The 22,660-nt window shown below is 67.8% G+C and carries 26 protein-coding genes and 1 tRNA gene; 5 read left to right on the top strand and 22 right to left on the bottom strand.

What is annotated here, in order from left to right:
* From CJ014_RS25965 to CJ014_RS25980, 4 genes are all read left to right on the top strand, one after another.
* The coding region (locus CJ014_RS25965; protein ID WP_100083407.1) for a chemotaxis protein CheW at window positions 1-410 on the top strand (410 nt) is incomplete at its 5' end.
* A 78-nt stretch (window positions 411-488) separates the two neighbouring features.
* The gene (locus CJ014_RS25970) at window positions 489-1,346 is read left to right on the top strand and encodes a CheR family methyltransferase (protein ID WP_245427691.1); all 858 of its coding nucleotides are present in this window, start codon (window positions 489-491) and stop codon (window positions 1,344-1,346) included.
* A gap of 141 nt (window positions 1,347-1,487) precedes the next feature.
* Window positions 1,488-2,591, top strand: coding sequence for a protein-glutamate methylesterase/protein-glutamine glutaminase (locus tag CJ014_RS25975; protein WP_245427694.1), 1,104 nt, complete (start codon window positions 1,488-1,490; stop codon window positions 2,589-2,591).
* Between the two features lie 69 nt (window positions 2,592-2,660).
* Window positions 2,661-2,735: transfer RNA gene (locus CJ014_RS25980), tRNA-Cys, on the top strand.
* A 43-nt stretch (window positions 2,736-2,778) separates the two neighbouring features.
* Here the strand turns inward: CJ014_RS25980 and CJ014_RS25985 are convergent.
* The 9 genes from CJ014_RS25985 to CJ014_RS26025 all read right to left on the bottom strand — a co-directional run bounded on the left by CJ014_RS25985 (window position 2,779) and on the right by CJ014_RS26025 (window position 9,581).
* Entirely contained in the window at window positions 2,779-3,840 is a 1,062-nt protein-coding gene (locus tag CJ014_RS25985; protein ID WP_100083409.1) for a M48 family metallopeptidase, read from the bottom strand.
* On the bottom strand, window positions 3,830-4,891 hold the full coding sequence (locus CJ014_RS25990) for a YjgN family protein (protein ID WP_100083410.1): 1,062 nt from the start codon (window positions 4,889-4,891) through the stop codon (window positions 3,830-3,832). The genes CJ014_RS25985 and CJ014_RS25990 overlap by 11 nt, the downstream gene beginning before the upstream one ends.
* A gap of 281 nt (window positions 4,892-5,172) precedes the next feature.
* The gene (gene draG / locus CJ014_RS25995) at window positions 5,173-6,054 is read right to left on the bottom strand and encodes an ADP-ribosyl-[dinitrogen reductase] hydrolase (protein ID WP_100083411.1); all 882 of its coding nucleotides are present in this window, start codon (window positions 6,052-6,054) and stop codon (window positions 5,173-5,175) included.
* 46 nt (window positions 6,055-6,100) lie between these two features.
* A complete protein-coding gene (locus CJ014_RS26000) occupies window positions 6,101-6,937 on the bottom strand; it encodes an NAD(+)--dinitrogen-reductase ADP-D-ribosyltransferase (protein ID WP_245427697.1) in 837 nt (278 codons plus the stop codon).
* 38 nt (window positions 6,938-6,975) lie between these two features.
* The gene (nifW, locus tag CJ014_RS26005) at window positions 6,976-7,359 is read right to left on the bottom strand and encodes a nitrogenase stabilizing/protective protein NifW (protein ID WP_100083412.1); all 384 of its coding nucleotides are present in this window, start codon (window positions 7,357-7,359) and stop codon (window positions 6,976-6,978) included.
* Between the two features lie 8 nt (window positions 7,360-7,367).
* Complete coding sequence (locus tag CJ014_RS26010; protein ID WP_100083413.1) at window positions 7,368-7,688, bottom strand: HesB/IscA family protein; 321 nt, start codon at window positions 7,686-7,688, stop codon at window positions 7,368-7,370.
* Between the two features lie 133 nt (window positions 7,689-7,821).
* Window positions 7,822-8,451: a nitrogen fixation protein NifQ gene (locus tag CJ014_RS26015; protein WP_100083414.1), complete on the bottom strand. Its 630-nt coding sequence runs from the start codon at window positions 8,449-8,451 to the stop codon at window positions 7,822-7,824.
* 102 nt (window positions 8,452-8,553) lie between these two features.
* Complete coding sequence (gene modD, locus CJ014_RS26020) at window positions 8,554-9,372, bottom strand: ModD protein (protein WP_100083415.1); 819 nt, start codon at window positions 9,370-9,372, stop codon at window positions 8,554-8,556.
* Window positions 9,369-9,581 carry a TOBE domain-containing protein gene (locus CJ014_RS26025; protein ID WP_100083416.1) on the bottom strand — a complete coding sequence of 71 codons (213 nt, stop codon included), beginning with the start codon at window positions 9,579-9,581 and terminating at the stop codon, window positions 9,369-9,371. Before CJ014_RS26025 ends, modD begins: the two co-directional genes overlap by 4 nt.
* A gap of 125 nt (window positions 9,582-9,706) precedes the next feature.
* Between CJ014_RS26025 and CJ014_RS26030 the strand changes: the two genes are divergently transcribed.
* A complete protein-coding gene (locus CJ014_RS26030) occupies window positions 9,707-10,312 on the top strand; it encodes a DUF2478 domain-containing protein (protein ID WP_100083417.1) in 606 nt (201 codons plus the stop codon).
* A gap of 24 nt (window positions 10,313-10,336) precedes the next feature.
* On the opposite strand, the gene fdxB is transcribed toward CJ014_RS26030, so the two are convergent.
* The 13 genes from fdxB to nifA form a co-directional block, all read right to left on the bottom strand.
* The gene (fdxB, locus tag CJ014_RS26035) at window positions 10,337-10,654 is read right to left on the bottom strand and encodes a ferredoxin III, nif-specific (protein WP_100083418.1); all 318 of its coding nucleotides are present in this window, start codon (window positions 10,652-10,654) and stop codon (window positions 10,337-10,339) included.
* Window positions 10,655-10,690: 36 nt separating this feature from the next.
* Window positions 10,691-11,152, bottom strand: coding sequence for a NifX-associated nitrogen fixation protein (locus CJ014_RS26040; protein WP_100083419.1), 462 nt, complete (start codon window positions 11,150-11,152; stop codon window positions 10,691-10,693).
* Between the two features lie 2 nt (window positions 11,153-11,154).
* Window positions 11,155-11,643, bottom strand: coding sequence for a nitrogen fixation protein NifX (gene nifX, locus CJ014_RS26045; RefSeq protein ID WP_100083420.1), 489 nt, complete (start codon window positions 11,641-11,643; stop codon window positions 11,155-11,157).
* A complete protein-coding gene (gene nifN, locus CJ014_RS26050) occupies window positions 11,606-12,982 on the bottom strand; it encodes a nitrogenase iron-molybdenum cofactor biosynthesis protein NifN (protein ID WP_100083421.1) in 1,377 nt (458 codons plus the stop codon). Before nifN ends, nifX begins: the two co-directional genes overlap by 38 nt.
* Before the next feature lie 10 nt (window positions 12,983-12,992).
* A complete protein-coding gene (gene nifE, locus CJ014_RS26055; protein ID WP_100083422.1) occupies window positions 12,993-14,471 on the bottom strand; it encodes a nitrogenase iron-molybdenum cofactor biosynthesis protein NifE in 1,479 nt (492 codons plus the stop codon).
* A 243-nt stretch (window positions 14,472-14,714) separates the two neighbouring features.
* Window positions 14,715-16,256 carry a nitrogenase molybdenum-iron protein subunit beta gene (gene nifK / locus CJ014_RS26060; RefSeq protein WP_100083423.1) on the bottom strand — a complete coding sequence of 514 codons (1,542 nt, stop codon included), beginning with the start codon at window positions 16,254-16,256 and terminating at the stop codon, window positions 14,715-14,717.
* Between the two features lie 137 nt (window positions 16,257-16,393).
* Entirely contained in the window at window positions 16,394-17,908 is a 1,515-nt protein-coding gene (nifD, locus tag CJ014_RS26065) for a nitrogenase molybdenum-iron protein alpha chain (RefSeq protein ID WP_100083424.1), read from the bottom strand.
* A 79-nt stretch (window positions 17,909-17,987) separates the two neighbouring features.
* On the bottom strand, window positions 17,988-18,887 hold the full coding sequence (gene nifH, locus CJ014_RS26070; RefSeq protein WP_100083431.1) for a nitrogenase iron protein: 900 nt from the start codon (window positions 18,885-18,887) through the stop codon (window positions 17,988-17,990).
* Between the two features lie 313 nt (window positions 18,888-19,200).
* The gene (locus CJ014_RS26075) at window positions 19,201-20,070 is read right to left on the bottom strand and encodes an SIR2 family NAD-dependent protein deacylase (protein WP_100083425.1); all 870 of its coding nucleotides are present in this window, start codon (window positions 20,068-20,070) and stop codon (window positions 19,201-19,203) included.
* Between the two features lies 1 nt (window position 20,071).
* A complete protein-coding gene (gene nifT / locus CJ014_RS26080) occupies window positions 20,072-20,284 on the bottom strand; it encodes a putative nitrogen fixation protein NifT (protein ID WP_100083426.1) in 213 nt (70 codons plus the stop codon).
* Window positions 20,281-20,580, bottom strand: coding sequence for a nitrogen fixation protein NifZ (locus CJ014_RS26085; RefSeq protein WP_100083427.1), 300 nt, complete (start codon window positions 20,578-20,580; stop codon window positions 20,281-20,283). Before CJ014_RS26085 ends, nifT begins: the two co-directional genes overlap by 4 nt.
* 1 nt (window position 20,581) lies before the next feature.
* Complete coding sequence (locus tag CJ014_RS26090) at window positions 20,582-20,776, bottom strand: 4Fe-4S binding protein (protein WP_100083428.1); 195 nt, start codon at window positions 20,774-20,776, stop codon at window positions 20,582-20,584.
* Between the two features lie 148 nt (window positions 20,777-20,924).
* On the bottom strand, window positions 20,925-22,660 hold a 1,736-nt coding region (nifA, locus tag CJ014_RS26095; RefSeq protein WP_425351960.1), incomplete at its 5' end, for a nif-specific transcriptional activator NifA.

Raw genomic sequence — 22,660 nt, forward strand, 5'->3', positions numbered from 1 at the left:
AGATCCTCGACCATGAGGAGGCCTTCCGCATCCCCAACGGCCCGGACTATCTCGTCGGCCTGCGCGACGTGCGCGGCCAGGGCGTGCCGGTGATCGACCTCCGGCTGAAGCTCGGGCTCAGCCGCACCGTGCCGACCCCCAACACCCGGGTGCTGGTGGTCGACATCACGCTCGGCGAGCGGCAACTGACGCTCGGCCTGATCGCCGACCGGGTGTTCGAGGTGGTCGCCTTCGGGGCCGACCAGATGGAGGCGGCGCCCGACATCGGCGTCCACTGGAACTCCGACTACATCGACGGCGTCGTCCGCCGCGACCAGGGCTTCGTGGTGGTCATCGATCTCGCAAGGCTGCTGACCGCCAAAGACCTCGCTGCCCTCGGCGGCACCGACAAGACCAAAGCCGTCGCCTGACGCCCGACAGAAGACGGTCCGGCCCACCCGATCGGTGGGCCGGGCCTCCGATCTTCCCGAATTAATGAGGCCGAACTCTTGTCGTCCGTCCAGGCCACCCAATCCGACCGTTCGGTCGACCAGCTCAGCGCCAAGAATTTTCGCCGCCTGTCGGCGTTCGTCAGCAGCTACAGCGGCATCAAGATGCCTCCCGGCAAGCAGACCATGCTGGAAGGGCGCCTGCGCCGCCGCCTGCGCGCGACCGGCTTCCAGTCGCTCGACGCCTATTGCAGCTATCTGTTCGAAAAGGGCGGCATCGAGACCGAAGCGGTGGCGCTCATCGACGCGGTGACGACCAACAAGACCGATTTCTTTCGCGAGCCCAAGCACTTCGAATACCTGAAGCATTCTGCGCTGCCGACCCTTGTGCGGAGCGGCCGGACATCGCTCCGGCTGTGGAGCGCCGCCTGCTCGGTGGGCGCCGAACCCTATACCATGGCCATGGTCCTCGCCGATTTCGCCGAACGCTGCCGGCCTCTCGACTACTTCATCCTGGCGACCGACCTGTCCACCGACGCCCTCGCGGCCGCCCGCAAGGGCATTTACCACGCGGGCATGCTGGCCCCGGTGCCCGACGACTACATGCAGCGCTTCGTCAGGCGTTCGAGCGACCCGAAGAGCGATCTCTTGCGCATCTCCCCCGCCCTTCGCTCCAAGGTGGGCTTCGCGCGCATGAACTTCATGGACGACGCCTATCCGGTCGGCGAGCCGATGGACGTCATCTTCTGCCGCAACGTCCTCATCTACTTCGACAAGGCGGCCCAGGCGAAGGTACTGGGACGCCTGTGCGACTGCCTGGCGCCGGGCGGATACCTGTTCATCGGCCACTCGGAATCGATCACCGGCTTCAACCTGCCGGTCCGGACCGTGGCCAACACGATCTTCCAGAAGGTCTGAGCGGCAAATCGCCGATTCCAAGGCCGGCTTGCCGCTCTCGTCATCGCCATGCTAGGCCAAGCGGGCCGGACGTCGCCCGGTCCGCAGCAAGGACGCCGCCGCTTCTTCAATACCGCCGCCCGCTTTTGGAACGAGATGACGTTGACCAGCCCGAAACGCATCCGCGTCCTCATCGTCGACGATTCCGCGTCGGTCAGGCAGACGCTGGCCGCCATTCTCGGCAACGACCCCGAGATCGAGGTGATCGGCGTGGCGTCCGATCCCTTCGTGGCGGCCAAGCGCCTCAGGGACGACATACCCGACGTCATCACCCTCGACGTCGAGATGCCGCGCATGGACGGCATCACCTTCCTCAGGAAGCTGATGGCCCAGCACCCGATTCCGGTGGTGATGTGCTCCTCGCTGATCGAGGAGGGCTCGGAAACGCTGATGCAGACGCTGGAGGCCGGGGCGGTCGACGTCATCCTGAAGCCGAAGATCGGCGCCGCTGATCACCTCGCCGAGCAGGCCTTGCTGATCTGCGACACGGTGAAGAGCGCGGCTCGCGCCCGCCTGGGACCGCGGCGCAACAAGACGCCGGCCACCACGGTGCAAACGAAGACACCCGCGCCGAAGCTCACGGCCGACGCCATGCTGCCGCCCGCCGCCCGCGGTGGCGCCATGGCCAAGACGACGGAAATCATCGTCGCCGTCGGCGCCTCGACCGGCGGAACCGAGGCGCTGCGCGAATTTCTCATCGCCCTGCCGGCCAATGCCCCCGGCGTCGTCATCGTGCAGCACATGCCCGAGCATTTCACCGCCGCCTTTGCCAGGCGGCTCGACGGTCTCTGCCAGGTGAGCGTCAAGGAAGCCGAGGACGGCGACCCGGTGCTGCGCGGCCACGTGCTGATCGCGCCCGGCGGACGCCACCTGCTGCTCGAGCGGCAGGGCGCGCGCTACCACGTCGCGGTCAAGGACGGCCCGCTGGTGTCGCGCCACCGGCCGTCGGTCGACGTGCTGTTCCGCTCGACCGCCCGGGCGGCCGGCCCCAATGCCATCGGGGTGATCATGACCGGCATGGGCGACGACGGGGCGCGCGGGCTTCTCGAAATGAAGGAGGCCGGCGCCCATACCATCGCCCAGGACGAGGAGAGCTGCGTGGTGTTCGGCATGCCGAAGGAAGCCATCGCGCGCGGCGGCGTCGATTGCGTGCTGTCGCTCGAAGACATCGCCCCGCACGTCATCCTTCAGCAGTCGCGGCGATGAGCGCGCCCGGATGGTTCCGCGGACTTAACCGACAATATACCTATAGGGCGATATATAGCCGTCCTGTATGGCCCCGTGGCGGAGCGCTACGCGCAGGACTGCAAATCCTGATACCCTTGGTTCAAATCCAGGGCGGGGCCTCCAAGACAACCTGCAAACCCCGGCCGACCGCTCGGCGCCACCCCGGCTATCTCGCCGGAGCGCGTTTTCCGAGCGCATTGGCATAGTCGATGACCTCCTGCCGCCGCTGCGGCGTCCCCGGATGGGTCGACAGCATGCCCGTTTCATTGCGGTGTCCGGTTGCCGCCTCCAGGCGCGTGAAGAACCGCGCCAGTGCCGTCGGATCGTAACCAGCGTCCCGCATGATCTCGACCGAGCGCCGGTCGGCTTCCGCTTCGGCGGCGCGCGAATAGCTGAGGGCGATGATCGCGCCGCCTTGAGTCAGCATATCCTGCACGCCGGAACCGACATCGCCGGCCACCAGCAGGATCAACGCCGCCACGCCGGCAACACGATAGACCTGTCGCAGGCTGTGCTTCCGCTCGACATGGCCGATCTCGTGGCCGAGCACGCCCAGGATCATTTCCTGATCTCCATCGGCCAGCCGGACGAGATCGTCGGTGAGGACGAGGCTGCCGTCGGGCAGGGCAAAGGCATTCGGGCCGATCGGGCCGCCGTCGCGGAACTCCAGCTTGTAGGCGCCCTGCCCGCCCTCGGATACGGCGGCGAGCCGTTCGAACCCCTTGGAGATGGCCGCCTGCTCGTCGCCGGACAAATGCGTTGGACTGAGCACGGTCCGGTCGAGCGAAGCGAGCACGCCGGACCCGATCATGTCCGGCACGAAGGGCGGCGTCACCAGGACCGCGACCTCGACCAATGCCGGGACGGCGAAGCGATAAATCAAAGCCGCGAGCAGGATGACGGCCAGGGCAAAGCCGGCAAGCCGCAGGCGAAAGGCCTCCAGCCCATGAATGAATCCCGAAGGCGCACCCTCATGCAGACGAAGCCAGGCATCGACGCCGTCGTTGTCGCGTGTTTCGAAGACGGATCCATCCGGGAACGTCAATCGGCGGGGAATCGAACCGACCCGTGGGCTGAACTCGATGTCGTCCCGCGTCGCCGCAATGAGGACGACCCCGTCGGCCACCACCGCCAGCCCGTCATCCTTCCGCCGGAGGCAGGCCGGAATCGAGCGGCTGGAGTTGGCTCTATTCCATTCGCCAGCCGCGATCGATTCGTCAGAAGCCAAAGTCGAAACCTTCCATGTCGACATATTCGGCGGAGACGGCCGATCCGCTCGCTTCGATCTGGGAAATGACCTCGCCCGGATCTCCATTTATGCGAATGCCCGTGTGCTCGTTCATGAAGCGCGCCATGCGCACCGCCGCCCAGGGACGCATCAGGCCGAACGTCAGCACGGTTACGATGAAGTTCGAGATGGCTATCCAAGCATAACGCAACCGGGGCGCATCGCTCAACAATTCGTGGCGCCTGTCCAGCAGCGCCGCTGAAAGAACGACATTGCGCACGCCGATGCGATAGATGAGGCCAGCAAGGCCTAAGGCCAAAAAAATGAGATACGGCAGAAGGACCGCGAAGACCGTGAAGCCATCGCCGGGCCCACCCGGGTTTCGTTCCATGGCGATCGCCGCAGCGATGATCGTGCCGACAGCCACCGCTCCGAGAGCAAACAGCAGAGCCGGCAGCAGCCAGACGCGATAGAGCGCGCCGAGGCGCGGGTCCGTGCCGAAGGCCCGATCGCCATAGCGAAGATTGTTGAGAATATAGCGCCACAGCCAGCGGCTCGCCAAAGGCGCCAGGATGCCCAGGGAAAGAAAGGCAACCATGCCGCCGAGCGTCACCGCGACGAAGGCGCCGCCGGTCGAACCGACGAAATCGAATCGAACATTGCGATAGCTGGTCACGCGGGCGTTGAAGCGCAGGCTGCGCTTGATCAGCCATGGCAGCCCGATCACGATCGCCAGCCATGTCACCAACGTGAACAGCGGGTGGATGATGCCGAGGACGTTTATGACGATGAGCGCGCCGATCACGATCAGCCGGCCGATCAGTATCTGGCTTCCCCTGGCATGATATTCGAACGCTCGATCGAGAATAAACGTATTGCCATAGAAATAGCGCTTCCGGCGCACCTTGGCCCAAGCGGAATAGATGCCGAGCGTCAGGATGGTCAGAAGGACGTTGACGATCCAGATGCCGAAATATTCCGAGGCGCTGCCGGCAAAGGAAGCGCGCGCAAAACGGCCCGCCGCGACGGGCGGCGCGTCCATGACAGTCATAATTCAAGACCCCCAAAGCCCACGCGCGGCAGGATGCGCCAAACCGCTCACGCAGGGCAACCAGAAACAACCAGAAGGTTATTTCAACCTTAACGTTTATCGATCCAATGCCTTTCTTCGAGTTGTAAGGCATGCTTCGTTCACGACAGCGCCATCACTGATCTCGCCTCTCGTGCCTTGATGTCGGACGGGGCGACAATCCGGGCCGGCCGGTTCAGGCGCGTTCTCGCGCTCCGACTGCCGTCGATGAATTCTGGCACTGTGGAACCCGAATCGGCGGCTCAGTCGCCGGCCATGGCGAGCAAGGCCGGCACCAGCGTCCGGATCGCCGCCGCCGTGTCGCGGTCGAGCGCCTTCAGCCAGCGCCTCGGGATGGCCTCGATGCCGTAGGTCGCGCCGGCGAGCGCGCCGACGATGGCGCCGGTGGTGTCGGCGTCGCCGCCGTGGTTGACGGTGCGGATCAGGCAGTCCTCGAAGGAGGCGGTGGCGAAATAGCCGTCGAAGACGGTTTGCAGCGTGTCGACGACATAGGCCGACGACAGGCCCCTGTAGGGAACGAAGCGGAAGGTCGGGTAGCGGCCGACCAGACCGTCGGCAAGCCGCGCGGCGGCGGCGCGCCCTCCGCCGGCGATCAGCGCGGCGAGCATGCCGGACAGCGTATCGCAGGCGGCGTCCGACAGCGGATGGTTATGCGTGACGCGTCCCTGTTCCATTGCCCAGCGCCGGGCGCGCGCCGGATCGCGATGGCTGGCGATCGCCGCCGGCAGCACGCGCATGGCGGCGCCGTTGCCGGCGTCGCCCTCGTTCGGCGGGCCGGTGACGATGCCGCGCTGGATATAGCGGCGGATGCCGCGGCGGCAGGTGTTGCCGACGTCGGGCGGCTTCGACCGCAGCCAGGCGGCGAATTCCTCGCAGAGATCGACGAGATCGAGCTCCCCCTTGCGGACCAGCGAGCGGGCGAGGGCCAGCGACATCGCCGTGTCGTCGGTCACCGCGCCGGCCTTGAGATGCAGCCAGCCGCCGCCGACGATGTCGCGCAGCACGCCGTGTTCGGCGACGATCTCGCGCGGCATCATGAACTCGACGGCGGCGCCGAGCGCGTCGCCGATGGCGAGCCCCAGGAAGGCGGCGAGCGCCCGGTCGGCGACCCCGGGATCGGTCATGCCGGCCTCCCGTCGTCGGCCCGGCCGATGGGGGAAGGAAGCCCGCTCATCGCGATACGCCGAGTTCGTAGTCGCCGCCGATCACCAGATACTCGCCCTCGCCCTTCAGCGGGTGCGAGGTCATCAGCGTGTTGAAGAACAGGATCTTCTCGCGCGGCACCCGCGCCGTCAGGATGACGTCGCCGAAGCAGTCGGCGATCTCGCGCTCGGCGGTGAAGGAGGAGAGGCTGTTGAGGCGCATCACCACCCGGCGCCGGTCGAGCCGCGCCCGGATGGGATGGTCGTCGAAGTCGTTGACGCCGCGATGCAGCGTCAGGTGGGTTTCCGCCGGGGCGGCAAAGCGGGCGAGCACCCACTGGCAGAATTCGTAGAGCAGGTCGAGCTGGGCCATGATCGCGTTGTTGTGGAAGCGGCTCGACATCTTCTCGGCGACATAGGCCGCCCAGGCGGCCGGCGCCTGCCGGACCAGGCGCTCGCGATGAAAGGTCGGGAAGATGCCGAAACGGCTTTCCACCCAGCCCTTCAGCACCGCGCCCTCCGGGCCGTTGCTGTCGTAGCCCCAGCCCTTGATCAGCCTCAGGTAGGACGAGCGGTAGCGCCGCCGCCCCGTCGCGCTCCCCGGCTCGCGCTGCTCGCGGTCGATGCCGAACATCGCCATCATGTAGGCGGCGAAGGCGTCCCCGGCCTCGGCGAGGTCGTCGGCGAGGCCGAGCATCTCGAACAGCGGGCCGTTCATCTCGCGCACGCCGGAAATATGGACGGGTACCGGCCGGGCGTTGAAGGCGACATCGGCAAGAAAGGGCGTCGACAACCCGACGAGGTTGGTCGAATGGCCGATCAGATCGCCATCGGGCGCCCCCTCCCTGATTGTCGCTCCAGCCACGATGGAGGCCGCTCCACTATCCCGAGGTCTTGCCGGAGTCAGCCGCCGTCGATCGGCCGCAACGCATCGCCGAGCGCCACGAACGGCCGGCGCGGCGACGGGACCGGACGGGCGGGATCGCGATCCTTCAGCACCTTGAACAGGCGCCGTTCGAGCGGCGAGGCGCCGGTCAATTCCCGGTAGGCGCGCTCCAGCATGGAGCGGGCGCGGGCGGCGGCGACGCTGTCGGGCAGGCCCTCGAGATCGTCGCCGGCCAGCATCTCGCCCATCCGCTTCATGACGTGCAGGCGGCAGACGGCGAGGCGTTCCGGCTCGAAGCGCACGCCGAGGGCGTCGAAGAAATCCTCGGCCGAGGAAAGGTGCCTCATCCTGTCGAGGATGCCGGCGGAATCGGGAACGAGGCGGTCGATCGGGCAGGTCATGGCACCTCTCAGCAGAAGGATTTGCCGCAGGAGCAGCGGGAGGCGGCGTTGGGATTGTCGAAGACGAAACCCGACTGCTCGACGCCGTCGACGAAGTCGACCACCAGGCCGCCGACATGCCGCTGGGTGAGCGCGTCGAGGTAGAGCCTGACGCCGCCCTGCTCCAGCACCAGGTCGCCGGGCCGCTCGTCTTTTTCGAGCCCCATGCGATACTGGAGGCCGGCGCAGCCGCCCGCCTCGACGACGATGCGCAGGCCCTCCGCCTGCTGGCCGGAACCGGCGAGCGCGGTGCGGACGGCGGCGACGGCGCTTTCGGTGAGTTCGATCATGATCCTGTCCTTCGTAGGAGGAGACGAAGAGGTCGACCTTCACTTTGCATGGCGCGTGCCAGCAGCTAAGACATTGAAATGAAACGATGGGCGGCATGGTTTGTCGGAAAGCCGACAGGCGCTCCGGTCGTGTTCAGGCGGCTTCCTCGATACGCCGGCGCAGGCCGGCGAGCCGGCTGAGACCATCCTCGGCGCCGAAACAGTCGGTAAAATCGGTGCAGACGGCGCAGGACGGCGCCGCGCAAAGCGAAAAGCCCTCGGCCTCGCAGAGCAGGCGATAGAAGTATTTCTTCCAGCGCATGTTGCCGGTGTTACCGGCATGCAGCGTCCGGAAATGGCGGGCCAGCAGGCGGTTGAGCTCGCTGCGGTCGTTGAGGCCGAGGTCCTGCCAGAGATGGTCGGGCCGCATGGCCCGGCGGGCGATCAGGACGGCGAGCCAGCCGGCGACCGGCTCCGGACCGGACCGATGGGCCAGCAGCAGATCGGCGAGCAGCGTCTCTTCCTCCAAAGGAAGGCTTGGGAGGAGACCGTCGAGGCCGGCCGCTGGATAGCGCGGGAAGCGACGGCCGACGAGACGACGGATCTCGGCGGGCGGAAGGCCGAGCCCGTCGACGAGACCGACGCCGGGCGCTTCCGCCTCGGTCAGCGCCGCCGCGAGGATGGCGGCGAGCACGTGATCGTCGAAGGCCTCCGCCTCGTCATGCGCCGGGCGGGCGGCGAGACGGAGCGCTGCATAGTGGCGAGCAAAGGTCGACGCCGGCATGTGTCACCTCCTTCAACCCTGTCGGAAACCCGACAGGGCGAAGGCCCGCCTGTCGGATTTTCCGTGGGATCGAGAAGGGACAGCGCAAGGGCCGTGCCGGGATCAGCCGGCGAAGAAGCGGACGGCGACGTCGCGCGGGCGGGCGGTATAGGGCCAGGAGGTGACGAGAAGGTCGGCGCCGGCCGCGACATAGGCGGCGGCATTGCCCGGATCGATGCCACCGGCGGCGGCGAGGCGGGCGCGCCTGTCCCCGGCCGGCAGGCGGGCGACCAGCGCGGCCACCGCCTCGGGCGTGAACTTTTCGAGCTGCACCAGGTCGAAGCCGGCGACGGCCGCTTCCGCCGCCTCGTCGATCGTGCCCACCTCGACGGCGAGCGCCTTCTCCGGCTGGGTCCGCCGGAGGCGGGCGGCGATCTCCGCCAGGCTCTCGCCGGCCAGGAACAGCCGGTGCTCGGGAAAGACCAGGATGGTTTCCGACAGGCCGTGGCGGTGCAGGATGCCGCCGCCGGCCCGGACGGCGCGCTGCGACAGGGCGCGGACGCCCGGCACCGTCTTGCGCGTGGTGGCGACCGGGACCGGCGCCGCCGCGTCGACGACGGCACGGGTGGCCGAGGCGATGCCGGAGAGGACTTCCAGAAGCGTTTGCGCCGCTTTCCAGGCGCGGTGCAGGTCGGCGGCCGAGCCGCGCGCGTCGAGGATCGGCGCGCCGCCGGACAGCCGATCGCCGTCGCGGGCGTGGAGGCTGACCACAAGACCGTCCATCATTCTCGCCGCGACGTCGACACCGGCGAGCACCATGTCGCCGCGTGCCGTGAAGACCATGCGGCCGGGACGGTCGCCGATGCCGAGGGCGTCGGTGGTGAGGTCGCCGGCCGGCACGTCCTCGGCCAGCAGGCGATCGATGTCGGCGCGGGCGATCACAGCTCGGTGCCGATCATCACGTCGGACGCCTTGATGATGGCGGCGGCGTCCATGCCGACCATCAGGCCGAGATCGTCGGACGCCTCGTTGGTGATCGAGGCGGTGACCACCATGCCCTCGACGATCTCCACCTTGACATGGGTGGTGGTGGCGCCCCTGGTGAGGGCCACCACCTTGCCCTTCAGGATGTTGCGCGCCGAAAGCCGCATGGCCGTCTCCGTGGTTGGTGAAGCTTTGCTTCGTTATATAGCTGCGATAATAACGTTCAAGGCAATTGGCCCGACCCTTGCGAGGCTCGCTCCGTCGCAGCTTCTCATCCGACAGGGAGCCCCTCATGACCCGCCGCCTGCTTGATCGCTTTCCGGCCCTCGATCCCGCCGGCATCAATGCTTCCGAGCTTGCGGCGATCGTCTTCGAGGAGGGCGCGTCGGTGGATCACCTCATCGCCTTCTTCGCCGACGAGCTCCAGACGGCGGGACGAAAGGTCGGCGGCATCGCCTACCTGCCCGACGACGATGAGCCGCCGGCCAGCGACCTGACGGTGATCGACCTCGTCGGCGGCGATCATTGGCAGCAAGCGCGATTCCCCGCCGGCCCGGCCGATCCCGCGGCGACGACGCGGCGCATCCTGGCGGCCATCGAGGCGCGGGCCGATCTCGCGGTCATCCCCCGCTTCGGCGCGGCCGAGATCACCGGCGGCGGCCACGCCGACGCCTTCGGCACGCTCGCCGCCTTCGGCCTTCCCGTGCTGACGGCGGTGCGCCGGGCCGACGTGGAGGCCTGGCTGCGCTTTACCGGCGGCATCGGCACGCTGCTCGCCTGCCGCCTGCGCGTGGTGCGCGCCTGGTGGCAGGAGACCGATGAGCGGCGGCAGAAGATGCTCGCCCGCGCGGCGGCCGACAGCGGCAACGTGGTGCCGCTGCTGCCAACCTTCGGATAAGGGAGAAATGTTCCGGAGAGAGACTCAGGCCGCCAGCTTGTCGGGCGCGGCGTGGCTCTGGCAGTTCTTCGGACAGACGCGGGCGCAGGCGTTGCAGCCGATGCAGGCGCCGTCGTTGTCGGCGACCATGATCTTGCGGTTGAGCTCGCCGTCGAAATCGTCGTCGTCGTCCTCGACCACCTTGCCGAGGATCTCGCCCTCCTCGTCGACGCCATAGAGATGCATGACGTCGCGGTCGCAGACCTTGAAGCAGCGGGCGCAGCCGATGCAGGCGCCGCCGTCGATCGAGACGAGGAACAGCGGCGTCCAGGGACTGCCGTCGCGGGTGGTGTAGTCGGCCATCGGGTATCTCCAGCAGATGATTCGGAACAGGTGGCGTCAGAGGTCGGCGACCTCGGGGAAGCGGCCGATCATGGCGGCGGCTTCGTCGACCAGCTTGCCGCCGGCGGTGGCCAGCGCCTCGAAATCGTCGAAGCCAAAGCGGTGGACGTCGCGCAACGTCCTGGAGATCACCACCAGGCGGCCGGCGGTGAGCAGCACGCGGCCGAAGCCCTCGTAGTTGAGCTTCAGCACCGGCGAGGCGAGCCGGCCGGTCGCCTGCTCGACGGCGAGGCCGACGGCGCCGTAGAAGGCTTCGACGCGATCGACGATGTCGGGATCGGGATCGTCGATGATCGGCCGCGACCGCCGCTCCTCGCGGCTGATCACGAAGTCGGCCAGCACCTCGGCGTCGGACTTGCGCTCCCAGACGCCGTGGCTGTCGGCGGCGCGGACGAGGCGGGCCAGCGTCTTCACGAAGGGATGGTCGAGGGCGGGGATCGGCGCGGCGATGTCGCTCATGCTCAATCGTCCTCGAAATCGGGCCGGGGCGCGCCGACGCCGGCCGCCTGCAGCACCTTGCGGAGCCAGGGCGGCGGGCTGCCGGTCAGCATGGCGCGCACCTTTTCCAGCACGTCGTCGATGGTCGCCGGCTGCGCCTTGATCGGGTGGATGCGGTGCGCTACCGCCTTGGCGGCGGCCGGCCCGCCGATGGCGAGGCAGAACAACAGGTGACAGCCGGCGAGCGCGTCGACCTTCGGGGTGATGCGGTCGTCGCCGTCGGCGCGGTGGGTGCCGTCGCCATCGGTGTTGCCGTCGAACTCGACGGCCTCGACGAAGCTCCAGCCGGACGGCGTCACGTCGTAGACGGCGAATTTGGGCGCCGAGCCGAAATGGGCGTTGAGCCCCTTGAGGTCGGTGGAGGCGATGGCGACGCGCACCGCGCCGGGCGGCGGGGCGGCATCGTGCGCCGCGTCAGTGTCGACGAGGCTCAGGCGACGGACGGCTGTCATGGAGTGTCTCCCGGTTGCGGAGCGGATCGAGGCTTTCGGGGGTCGGGTGGTGATGGTCGGCGGCGATCAGGGTGTTGGCCACCTCGAAGATCAGGTCGCGCGTGCCCTCGTAGAGCGCGCTGCGGCGATGCTGGGCGCCGAGCCGGTCGAAGATCGGGAAGCCGACGCGGAACAGCGGGATGCCCAGCCGTTCCGACGCCTGCCGGCCATGGGCGTGGCTGACCAGGAGGTCGACGCCGGCGGCGCGCTCCTCGAGGTCGCCGAGATCGCCGACCGTCACCTCGGCCGGCACGGCTTCCAGGATGGGGCTGTCCGGCGTCGAGGCGATCGCGACAGTGGTCTCGGCGCCCATGTCGGCGAAGAAGGCGGCCATCTGGTAGAGGAGGTCCGGCTCGGCGGCGACGGCGATCCGGCGGCCGCCGAAGTGGAAGTGGCCATCCAGCATGGCGTCCTGTAGCTGCGAGCGGCGGCGGCGGATCGCCGCCGGCACCGGCCGGCCGGACAGGCGGGCGAGCAGCGTCACCAGGCGATCGGCGGCGGCAAGGCCGGTCAGCGTCGGCAGGAGCGTGTAGGCGAGGCCGGTCTTGCGGCGCAGCGCCTCGGCCGGGCGGCGCATGTGCTCGCCGACGGCGACGCAGTGACAGGCGGCGCCCAGCGCCTCGATGTCGGCGACGGGCGTGCCGCCGTAGGTGGAGGGGATCCAGCGGTCCGGCACCGTGCCGTCGAGCGAGCCGGAGATATCCGGCAGGATCACCGGCGTGAGACCGAAGGCCTCCACCGTCTGCCGCAAGGTTTCGATGTCGCCGACCGTGAAGTGGCTGGGCGCGAGGACGACGAGGCGTTCGGGATCGCGGCGGGTCGTTTGCCGGGTCAGCGCCTCGATCGTCGCCGTGACGGCGGCGCTCCAGCCTTCCTCGATCGAGCCGCGGAAATCGGGGGTCTCGGCCAGCACGACGCGGCAGTCGCCGATCGCATCGGCGCGGCGACTGGTGATCGAGGCGAGGTCGGCGGCGAAGTCTTCGCCGCGCGTCTCCACCAGCGCCGTGGTGCAGACGCCGATCAGCCTGGGGTTGGCGCGCGTCCGGATGTTGAGAATAGCCTCTTCGAGATGGTCGGCACCGCCGAGCACCGTCGACACCTCGTTCATCGCCGTCGTCTGGATGGGGATGGTTTCCTTGAAGTGGCGGACGAACAGCACCAGCGCGAAGGCGGTGCAGCCCTGGCTGCCGTGAAGGAGCGGCATGGCGCCCTCGATGCCGAGAAAGGCATAGGCGGCGCCGAGCGGCTGCGACGACTTCAGCGGATTGGTGGAGAGGGAACGGATTTCGTTGACCGGCATGACCGTCTCCTCAGCAGTCGTCGGCGTCTTCCAGGACGCCGTTGGCAAACTTGCGGAAGCTGTGGACCACCTCGGCCGGCGGAACACCGGGGTCCATGAGGCGCCCCGTCTCGTCCCAGGGCGCCGGCGCGCGCAGAGCCGGGAAAACCGGGCTGTTGACGGCGAGGTCGATCCGCTTGAGCAGTTCGACGATGCCCTCGTAGCCGGCGTAAGGGTGATGGCGCTCCTGGTTGACGTCGAGCCAGGGCGTCTTCGCCTTCAGGGCGATGAACTGGGTGCGGCTGCCGGACAGCATGATGTCGACCTCGCCATCGACGAGCATCCGGTAGATCTCGCGCGGCGCCAGGCGGTCGAACAGGTGCTTCTCGTCCTTCAGCGCGGCGAGCGCCCGCGCCTTGTCCTCGTCGGTCGACTTCTTGATCGAGGTGCGGATCACTTCCATGCCGGCCTCGTGCAGGGCGTCGACCATCGACCAGCTCTTGACGCCGCCGGTGTTGAGCAGCACCCGCTTGCCGGCGAGCCGCGGCTTCAGCGGCGCGATGCGCTGCCAGGCGATCGCCTCCTCGCGGGCGATCAGCGCCTCGGCCCGGTCGAGAAGATCGGCCGGCGCGCCTTGTCCCACCAGCAGGCGGCAGAGGCCGCGAATGGCGGCCGAGGTGTCGGAGATGCCGTAGAAGGAGCCTTCGAAATAGGGGATGCCCCAGCGCTCCTGCATCCGGCGGGCCAGCGTGATCAGCGCCGACGAGCAGACGATCATGTTGGCCTTCGCCCGGTGGGCGGTGGCGATATCGCGGTAGCGGGCGTCGCCGGGGATGACGGCGCGCAGGCGGATGCCGAGCTCCTCGAGCAGCGGCTTCACGAACCAGAACTCGCCGACCAGATTGTATTCGCCGAGGATGTTGACGTCGCAGGGGGTGACGTCGTCCGGCTCGACGGTGCCGATGACATGGTCGAGCAGCGTCTCGCCGGCCAGCTTGTTGCCGAGGTTCTTCGAGCCGGCGAAACCGGGCGCCTCGACGGGCACCACCGGCCGGCCGAAGCGCTCGCCGGCCCGCTTGCAGACGGCGGCGACGTCGTCGCCGATCAGCGCGGTGACGCAGGTGGAATAGACGAAGACGGCCGGCGGATCGTGCCGCTCGACGATCGTCCGGATCGCCTTGAACAACTTCCGCTCGCCGTTGCCCATGACGATGTCGAGCTCGGAGAGATCGGTGGTGAACGACCGCCGCCACAGGTCGGAGCCGGACGAGGCGGCGTGGCGGTTGTCCCAGGAATTGCCCTCGCAGGCGAGCGGGCCATGGATGAGGTGGGCGACGTCGGTCACCGGCTGCAAGACGATTTTGGCGCCGTCGAAGGCGCAGCCGCCGGCCGCCGCGCCGGGCGTCAGCGGCTTCGAGCAGCCCTTCTTGCGCGTCGTCTCGGACTTTTCCCGGTTGGTCGGGCAAGCCGGCTCGTCGAACAGGGTAGCGATCCTGGCCTTGAGGGACATCGGCGCCTCTCTCATGTTGCGGTCATCTTGAAATTCGCAAGCGGTGTGCCAGCGGCGAACGCAATTTCAATCTATTGAAACTGCTATATTTTCCGGCCTGGAGACCGATTTTCTTCAAAGATCCCCGGGGCGACGGGCGCTGCCCCGACACGCCATTGTCGGGTTTGCGACGCGCCGCGTTGGGTGGACGGAAAAGGCCGGCCCCGTCGCCGGGACCGGCCGTCGTTTTCCTGTCGAATAGAGTCAGCGCGTCAGGTCGAAGGAGATGTCGGTCTCGCCGGCGATGTTGGTCTCGGCGTCGAGCTTGTCGAACAGCTTGTCGAGGATGGTGGTCAGCACCCGGAGGCCGCCCTGATAGCCGATCACCGGGAAGCGGTGATGGTGGTGACGATCGAAGATCGGGAAGGTCAGGCGGATCAGCGGCGTCCTGGTGTCGCGTTCGAGATACTTGCCGTGGCTGTTGCCGATCAGGAAGTCGACCGGCTCGGTGAACAGCAGCGAGCGCAGGTGCCAGAGATCCTTGTGGGCGTGCGCCTTGCAGTCCTTGCCGAAGGGCGAGCCGTCGAACAGCGCCTGCATGTCCGCGGCCCACTCCTTGCCGCCGTTGGTCGACAGGCAATGGACGGGCTCGCCGCCGGTTTCGAGCACGAAGCGGGCCATGGCCTCGACGAAATCGGGATCGCCGAAGATGGCGTAGCGCTTGCCGTGCAGGTAGGCCTGGCTGTCGGCCATGGCGTCGACGAGGCGGCCGCGCTCCAGGCGAAGCGCCTCGGGAATGGCCTTGCCGGAGAGCGCCGAGACCTTCATCAGCAGTTCGTCGGTGGCCTTGACGCCGAGCGGATAGTGGAAGCTCGCCGTCTCCTGGCCGACGCTCGCCGCGTATTCCAGCGTCTTGCGGCTGTTCCAGTGCTGCAGCGCCACGGTCGCCTTGGCGCCCTTGGCCGCCTTCAGCTCGTCGATGGTGGTGCCGCCGTCGTACATGCGGTACTCGCCGTCCGACGGGGTGTCGAACTGGTCGGCGGCATCGCCGATGAAGGTGTAGCCGACGCCCATCAGGCCGAGCATGCGGCCGAGCTCGCGGTTGTTGCCGACGCAGAAGCCGTCGAAGCCGGGGACGATGTTGATGGTCTCCGACGCGCCGGCAACCGCCGGATTGTCCTTCCAGAAATGCTCGAGAATGCCCTTGATGGCATTGTCGTAGCCGTCGATGTGGCTGCCGACGAAGGACGGCGTGTGGGCGAAGGGCACGTCGAAGTCCTCGGGCACCGAGCCCTTGGCCTTGGCGTTGCCGATGAAGCCGTAGAGGTCGTCGCCGATCACCTCGGCCATGCAGGTGGTGGAGACGGTGATCATCTTCGGCTGATACAGCGAATAGCAGTTGGCGAGGCCGTCGATCATGTTGTTGAGGCCGCCGAACACCGCCGCGTCCTCGGTCATCGACGAGGAGACCGCGGTGCAGGGCTCCTTGAAATGGCGCGACAGGTGCGAGCGGAAATAGGCGGCGCAGCCCTGCGAGCCATGGACGAAGCTCATAGTCTTCTCGAAGCCGGCGGCGGCGAACACGGCGCCGAGCGGCTGGCAGGCCTTGGCCGGGTTGATGACCAGCGCCTCGCGGGCGAAGTTCTTTTCCCGGTATTCCCAGCCCTTGGTGTATTCGGACTGGAGCGCGGTGGCATCGACGCCGGCGGCGCCGTCGCAGGCCTTCTTGCGGGCGAACATCTCCCGGTATTCCGGTTCGCGGAACAGCGGGCCGTGGTCGAGGATCTTTTCGACTGACTGGGGCATTGTCTGACCTCATCGCCCGCGCCGCGCCATACGGCGGCCAGACGGGCACAGGAGTATCGGTCACGCGGGGAGGCGCGTGGTGAAGGCATCGGCTTTTCGGGAGCCCCTCCCCTCACGGGAAGGGGCGGCGCGTCAGGTCATTCGGCGGCGGCGAGCAGTTCGCCGCCATCCGTCCAGGGGGCGTCGAACAGGTCCCAGACCGGATTGTTGATGGCGAGATCCATGTCGCGGGCGAAGATGGCGAAGCCGTCGTAGCCGTGATAGGGGCCGGAATAGTCCCAGGAGTGCATCTGCCGGAAGGGAATGCCCATCTTCTGCACCGGGTACTTTTCCTTGATGCCGGAGCCGACCAGATCGGGACGGATCTTCTCGACGAACTTCTCCAGCTCGTAGCCGGTGACGTCGTCGTAGATCAGCGTGCCCGGCTTGGCGTAGTGGCCGGTGCGCTGATAGTCGTCGTTGTGGGCGAACTCGTAGCCCGTGCCGGCGATCTCCATGCCGAGATCCTCGTAGGCGGTCATGACGTGGCGCGGGCGGAGGCCGCCGACGTAGAGCATGACCTTCTTGCCCTTGAGGCGCGGGCCGTATTTTTCGATGATGCCGTCGACCAGCGGCTTGTACCTGGCGATGACCTCCTCGGCCTTCTGTTCGATCTCCGGGCCGAAGTGCCTGGCGATCTTGCGCAAGCTGGCGGCGATCTGCGACGGACCGAAGAAATTATATTCCATCCAGGGGATGCCGTATTTTTCTTCCATGTGCCGGCAGATGTAGTTCATCGAGCGGTAGCAGTGGATGAGGTTGAGCTTGGCCTTGGGCGCCCGCTCCATCTCGGCGAGTGTGGCGTCGCCCGACCAGTTGCCGCAGATGCGCAGTCCCATCTCCTCGAGGAGACGGCGCGAGGCCCAGGCGTCGCCGCCGATGTTGTAGTCGCCGACGATGTTGACGTCGTAGGGGCCGGCTTCCCACTCCGCCTCGGCGCTCTTGTCGAGCACCCAGTCGCGGATGGCGTCGTTGGCGATGTGGTGGCCGAGCGACTGCGACACGCCGCGGAAGCCCTCGCAGCGGACCGGGACGATGGTCTTGCCGATCTCCTTGCCCTTGCGGCGGGAGACGGCCTCGATGTCGTCGCCGATCAGGCCGATCGGGCATTCCGACTGCACGGAGATGCCGCCCGAGAGCGGGAACATCGTCTCGATCTCGTCGATCACCTTGTCGAGCTTCTTGTCCCCGCCGAAGACGATGTCCTTCTCCTGGAAGTCGGAGGTGACCTGCATGGTGCCGAAGGCGTCGATGCCGGTGGTGCCGACGTAATAGTTGCGGCGCTGCGACCAGGAATACTGGCCGCAGCCGACCGGGCCATGGCTGATGTGGACCATGTCCTTCACCGGGCCCCAGACCACGCCCTTGGAGCCGGCGTAGGCGCAGCCGCGGATGGTCATGACGCCGGGGATCGACTTGATGTTCGACTTGACCTCGCACTCGGTGAGCAGCGGGCCTTCCTCGCCGACCGGCGCGTCCGGCGCCGCCTCGACGGCCTTGGCGACGGAAAGATGCTTTTTGCGCCGCTTGGCGAACTTGTCGGGATACTGGGCGAGGACCTCGGTGATGTATTGCTCGTGGGCCTTGCCGTCGTTTTGGTAACTGTCGCTCATGGACTTGTCCTCGCGGAAGGGGACGGGAAAGGCACGGACGCCGGGGTCAAGGCCCGGCGCCCGCGCATCCTCCCGGAGATCAGGCGGGAACCGCGCTCTGGCGGGCGGCTTCCTTGGCGGCAAGCTCGGCGATCATCTGCTCGTCGGTCTTCATGATGCCGTAGGCGAGCAGCATGTCCTCCAGCTCTTCCATGGAGATCGGCGTCGGAATGGTGCCCTTGCCGCCGTTCTCGTGGATCTTGTTGGCGAGCTGGCGATATTCGTCGGCCTGCGCGCTGTCCGGCGCATACTGGATGACCGTCATCTTGCGGAGCTCGGCATGCTGGACGATGTTGTCGCGCGGCACGAAGTGGATCAGCTTGGTGTTGATGCGCTTGGCCAGGGCTTCGGCGAGATCGAGCTCGCGGTCGGTCTGGCGCGAGTTGCAGATCAGGCCGCCGAGGCGGACGCCGCCGGTGTTGGCGTATTTCAGGATGCCGCGCGAGATGTTGTTGGCGGCATAGAGCGCCATCATCTCGCCGGACATGACGATGTAGATTTCCTGCGCCTTGTTCTCGCGGATCGGCATGGCGAAGCCGCCGCACACCACGTCGCCGAGCACGTCGTAGGAGACGTAGTCGACGTCTTCATAGGCGCCGTTTTCCTCGAGGAAGTTGATGGAGGTGATGACGCCACGGCCGGCGCAACCGACGCCCGGCTCCGGGCCGCCGGATTCGACGCACTTGATGCCCTTGTAGCCGACCTTCAGCACGTCCTCGAGTTCGAGGTCCTCGACCGAGCCATGCTCGGCGGCGAGGTGAAGGACGGTGTCCTGGGCCTTGGCGTTGAGGATCAGGCGCGTCGAGTCGGCCTTGGGATCGCAACCGACGATCAGGATCTTCTGCCCCATCTCGACGAGGGCAGCGAGCGTGTTCTGGGAGGTGGTCGACTTGCCGATGCCACCCTTGCCGTAAAAGGCGATCTGGCGGAGTGCAGCCATGGTCATGGTTCCTTTGTCTTCACGAAAGCACCGGGAGGGGGATGCCAATTCGGTCGGCAGCGTCGGGCCGCCTCACGCCTTCCTATTTTCAAAGGGCGTGCCAAGTGGCCCTGGGTCTATAAAATGCTGTTTTATCAAATAGTTGTCGGCTTTCACCCGGGATGAGGAGCGGCAACAGGCGCTGTCGCGGGTCCGACAAAAGTCGACAGTCGATGTCGGGAGATGGGGCCGGCTATACGAAAAAGGCCGCCCCGAGGGGCGGCCAGACAGGGTGGACGGAGGGGAGTCGGAGCAAGGCGTCCACCCGAGGGGATCAGCCGACGAGGCGTTGCATCGCCTCCACGAGCGGCAGGTCGATCAGCGCGATGTTCTCGGCGGCCAGGAAGCGCCGCTCGTTAGGTGTCAATGTCGCCGCCTCGGCCACGCAGGCATGCGGACCGGCCGACCGCTTGACGATCTGCCGGGCGTAGGTGCGGAGCATCTGGTCGTGGAAGCGGCAGCCGAGGAACAGGAAGCCGCGCGTCGCCCGCCGCGTCCGGACCTCCTGCGGGATCGGCGTCTGGATGTCGATCTCGGTCAACGCCTCGACATAGTCGCTGTCGGAGACCAGCACGTCGCCGTCCGGCCGGATGCCGCCGTGCGGCGTGTAGAGCAGCGTACGCGCGCCGTCCGGCGCGGCGGGGCGTCCGGCGAGGTCGAAGGCGCGATACCAGCGATCCTCGCCGATGGCGGCGCGCGACATGCCCTGAACGTCGACCGCATCGGATCGCCCGGCGGCGGCCAGCGCGGCGGCGAACGCGCCGTCGTACCAACTGTCGACGACGAGGCCGAGCGGCAGGCCGGCCAGGAAGCGGTGGACGGCGGACGGGCGCGGCTCCGCCGCGAAGATGTCGGCCATCAGCTTCTTCAGCGTGCGGCGATGGCGGTGGCTCTCGATATATTGCGCCACCGCCCACATGTTGCCGCGGATGCGGCCGGGCACCGGCACGCGCTTCTGCAACGCGGCGGCCACCTCCTCCGGCGAGGCCGGCACCGGCGACGGCCCGTCGAGCGTCAGCAGACCGGGGCCGAGATAGGGGACGAGGCGGTCGGCGACAAGGTCGGCGCGAAGGCCGGCGAGCGCGCTGCGGGCGGCCTCGCCGGAGAGCGTTTCGAGGGGACCGCCGGCGAGAAGCGCGCTCATGTCAGTCGTCCTCGCCGCGGCGGCGGGCGTTGACGGTCACCGGCAGGCGAGTTTCGGCCGGCATGTCCGGCAGGTCCAGCACCCAGCCGTTCTTCAGCGTCACGGCGCCGCCCCAGAGATCATCCCTCTCCTGGGAGACGATCGGCTCCTCGAGGTCCTTCTTGGCGACATAGGCCGACAGGCCCTTCGCCGACTGGCGGATCATCACTTTCATCGCGGGGCGCGCTCCGTCGTGTCGAGGGCATCGAGCGCGGTGAGTTCCCGCGCCCGCATGCCGACCAGGATGCCGCGGTCGACCCACTCGACCGCGTAGATGTAGAATTGCTGCAGGAAGGTGCCGACGTCGCGCACGTAGCCGACGTCGCCCTTGTGGACCAGCCGTTCGCCGATGTCGCGGCCGGGATAGGTGCCGTCGTTCTTCACGTTGAGGCGCGCGGCCACCTTGTCGCCGGGCAGGAAGCGCGGCGGGCCGTCGATCTCGACCTCCGTCTCACGGTCGGCGAAGGGCATGTCAGGCCGCCCGCGAGATGGCGCCGGACGGGCAGACCTCGTCGCATTGCGGCGCGGCGGCGACGCCCGCGCATTCGGTGCATTTGTTGGGATCGATGAGGTAGGCGGCGCCTTTCAGGCGGATGGCCTTCGAGGGGCATTCGCACTCGCAGGCGCCGCAGGCGGTGCAGTCGTCGGCGTCGATGGACATGGCCATGGCGATATCTCCGTGAAATCGGTCGCCATCGGCATCGCAAGCCGCATGCCACGCAGAAACATGTTTTGTATCAATGCCCTACCGAACATGCCGCTACATTCGCCGCGGACGCGACACGCCGTTGTCGGACTTCCGACAGGGCGCGCGGTCAGAAGCGCTTCAGCTCGACGCGGTGCTTCTTGAGCGCGTAGCCGATCTGGCGCGGCGTCAGGCCGAGGATGCGGGCGGCCTTGGCCTGCACCCAGCCGGACTTCTCCATGGCGTCGATCAGCCGCTCCTTCTCGCCGGCGCGGTGGCCGAGGGCGGGACAGTCGGGGCCGGCATGCTCGCAGACATGGCCGTCGGCGGCGGCGGCGTCGTGGACGGGCTCGGGCTGCGGCGTCCGCGTCGGCGGAACCGGCGGCCGCAGGCCGGGAACCAGCACCTCGCCGCGCCTCAGCGCCGTCAGTTGCTCGTCGGCGGTGACGTGGTGGGCGCCGGTCCACAGCGTCGCCGACAGGCATTCGCCCTGGGCGCAGGCGAAGTCCTCGCGGCGGATGGTGTCGCTGCGGGAGAGCGTCGCGGTACGGCGGACGCAGTTCTCCAGCTCGCGGACGTTGCCGGGGAAGTAGCATTTGCCGAGCAGGTCGAGCGCCTTGTCGGTGATCGACAGCCGGCGGCTGTTCTCGCGGTTGAAGCGGTCGAGGAAGGCGCGGGCGAGCAGCGGGATGTCGCCGGGCCGCTCGCGCAGCGGCGGCAGGAACACCGGCACGACGTTGATGCGATAATAGAGGTCGGCGCGGAAATCGCCCCGCGTCACCGCCGCCTCGAGGTCGCGGTTGGTGGCGCAGATCAGGCGGACGTCGACCTTCAGCGTCCGCGTGCCGCCGACCCGCTCGAACTCGCCCTCCTGGAGGACGCGCAGCAGCTTGGACTGGAAGGCGGGCGAGATCTCGCCGATCTCGTCGAGCAGCAGCGTGCCGCCGTTGGCGAGCTCGAAGCGGCCGGGCTTGAGGGCGACGGCGCCGGTGAAGGCGCCCTTCTCGTGGCCGAACAGCTCGGATTCCAGCACGCTTTCGGAAACGGCGGCGCAGTTGAGCTTGATGAACGGCTTGGCCTTGCGGCCGGACAATTCATGGATGGCGCGGGCGAACAGCTCCTTGCCGGTGCCGCTCTCGCCGCGCAGCAGCACGGTGGTATTGGACGGTGCGACGATGGAGATGGTCTCCATGACCCGGCGCACCGACGGGCTGTCGCCGACGATGCCGCCGGTGCCGACCCGGACGCGGGCCGGCTTGGGCTTTTCGTCGAGCGCCTTTTCGAGGCGCGACCGCTCGTCGATCAGGCGCCGGCGGTCGGCGGCGACGACGCGATGCAGCCGCACCGCCTGCCCCACCAGGTTGGCGACCATGGCGAGGAAGCGCAGGTCCTCGTCGATGCGGATGTCGGCCGAGCCGTCCCAGACGCGGTCGATGCTGAGCGTGCCGATCACCCTGGCGTCGTCCTTGATCGGCACGCCGACGAAGGAGACGCGGCTGGGGTCGTGGGCGGCCGGCGTGCCGGCGAACAGCGGGTCGGCGGCGGTGTCCTGCACGACGAGCGAGGTCTGGGTGGCGACGATGCGGTCGATGACCGCCTGCGGCAGGCTGTCGATCGGCCGGCCCTTCACCTCACCGGCCCAGCCGGCGGTGGCGATAATTTCCGGCTCGCCGGCCTCGTCGATGACGACGATCATGCCGCGCCGCATGGCGAGGAAGGAGGTGAGGATGTTGACGACGCTCGCCAGCATGCTCTCGAGGCGGACGGGCGCGTTGAGGATCTTCGAGATCTCGTAGAGACCGAACAGCGCCATCTCGGCGCTCTGTCGGCTTTCACGCCGGGTGGCGGGGGCTGTCTCGACGGGGG

Source organism: Pleomorphomonas carboxyditropha, from assembly GCF_002770725.1.
Lineage (GTDB): Bacteria > Pseudomonadota > Alphaproteobacteria > Rhizobiales > Pleomorphomonadaceae > Pleomorphomonas > Pleomorphomonas carboxyditropha.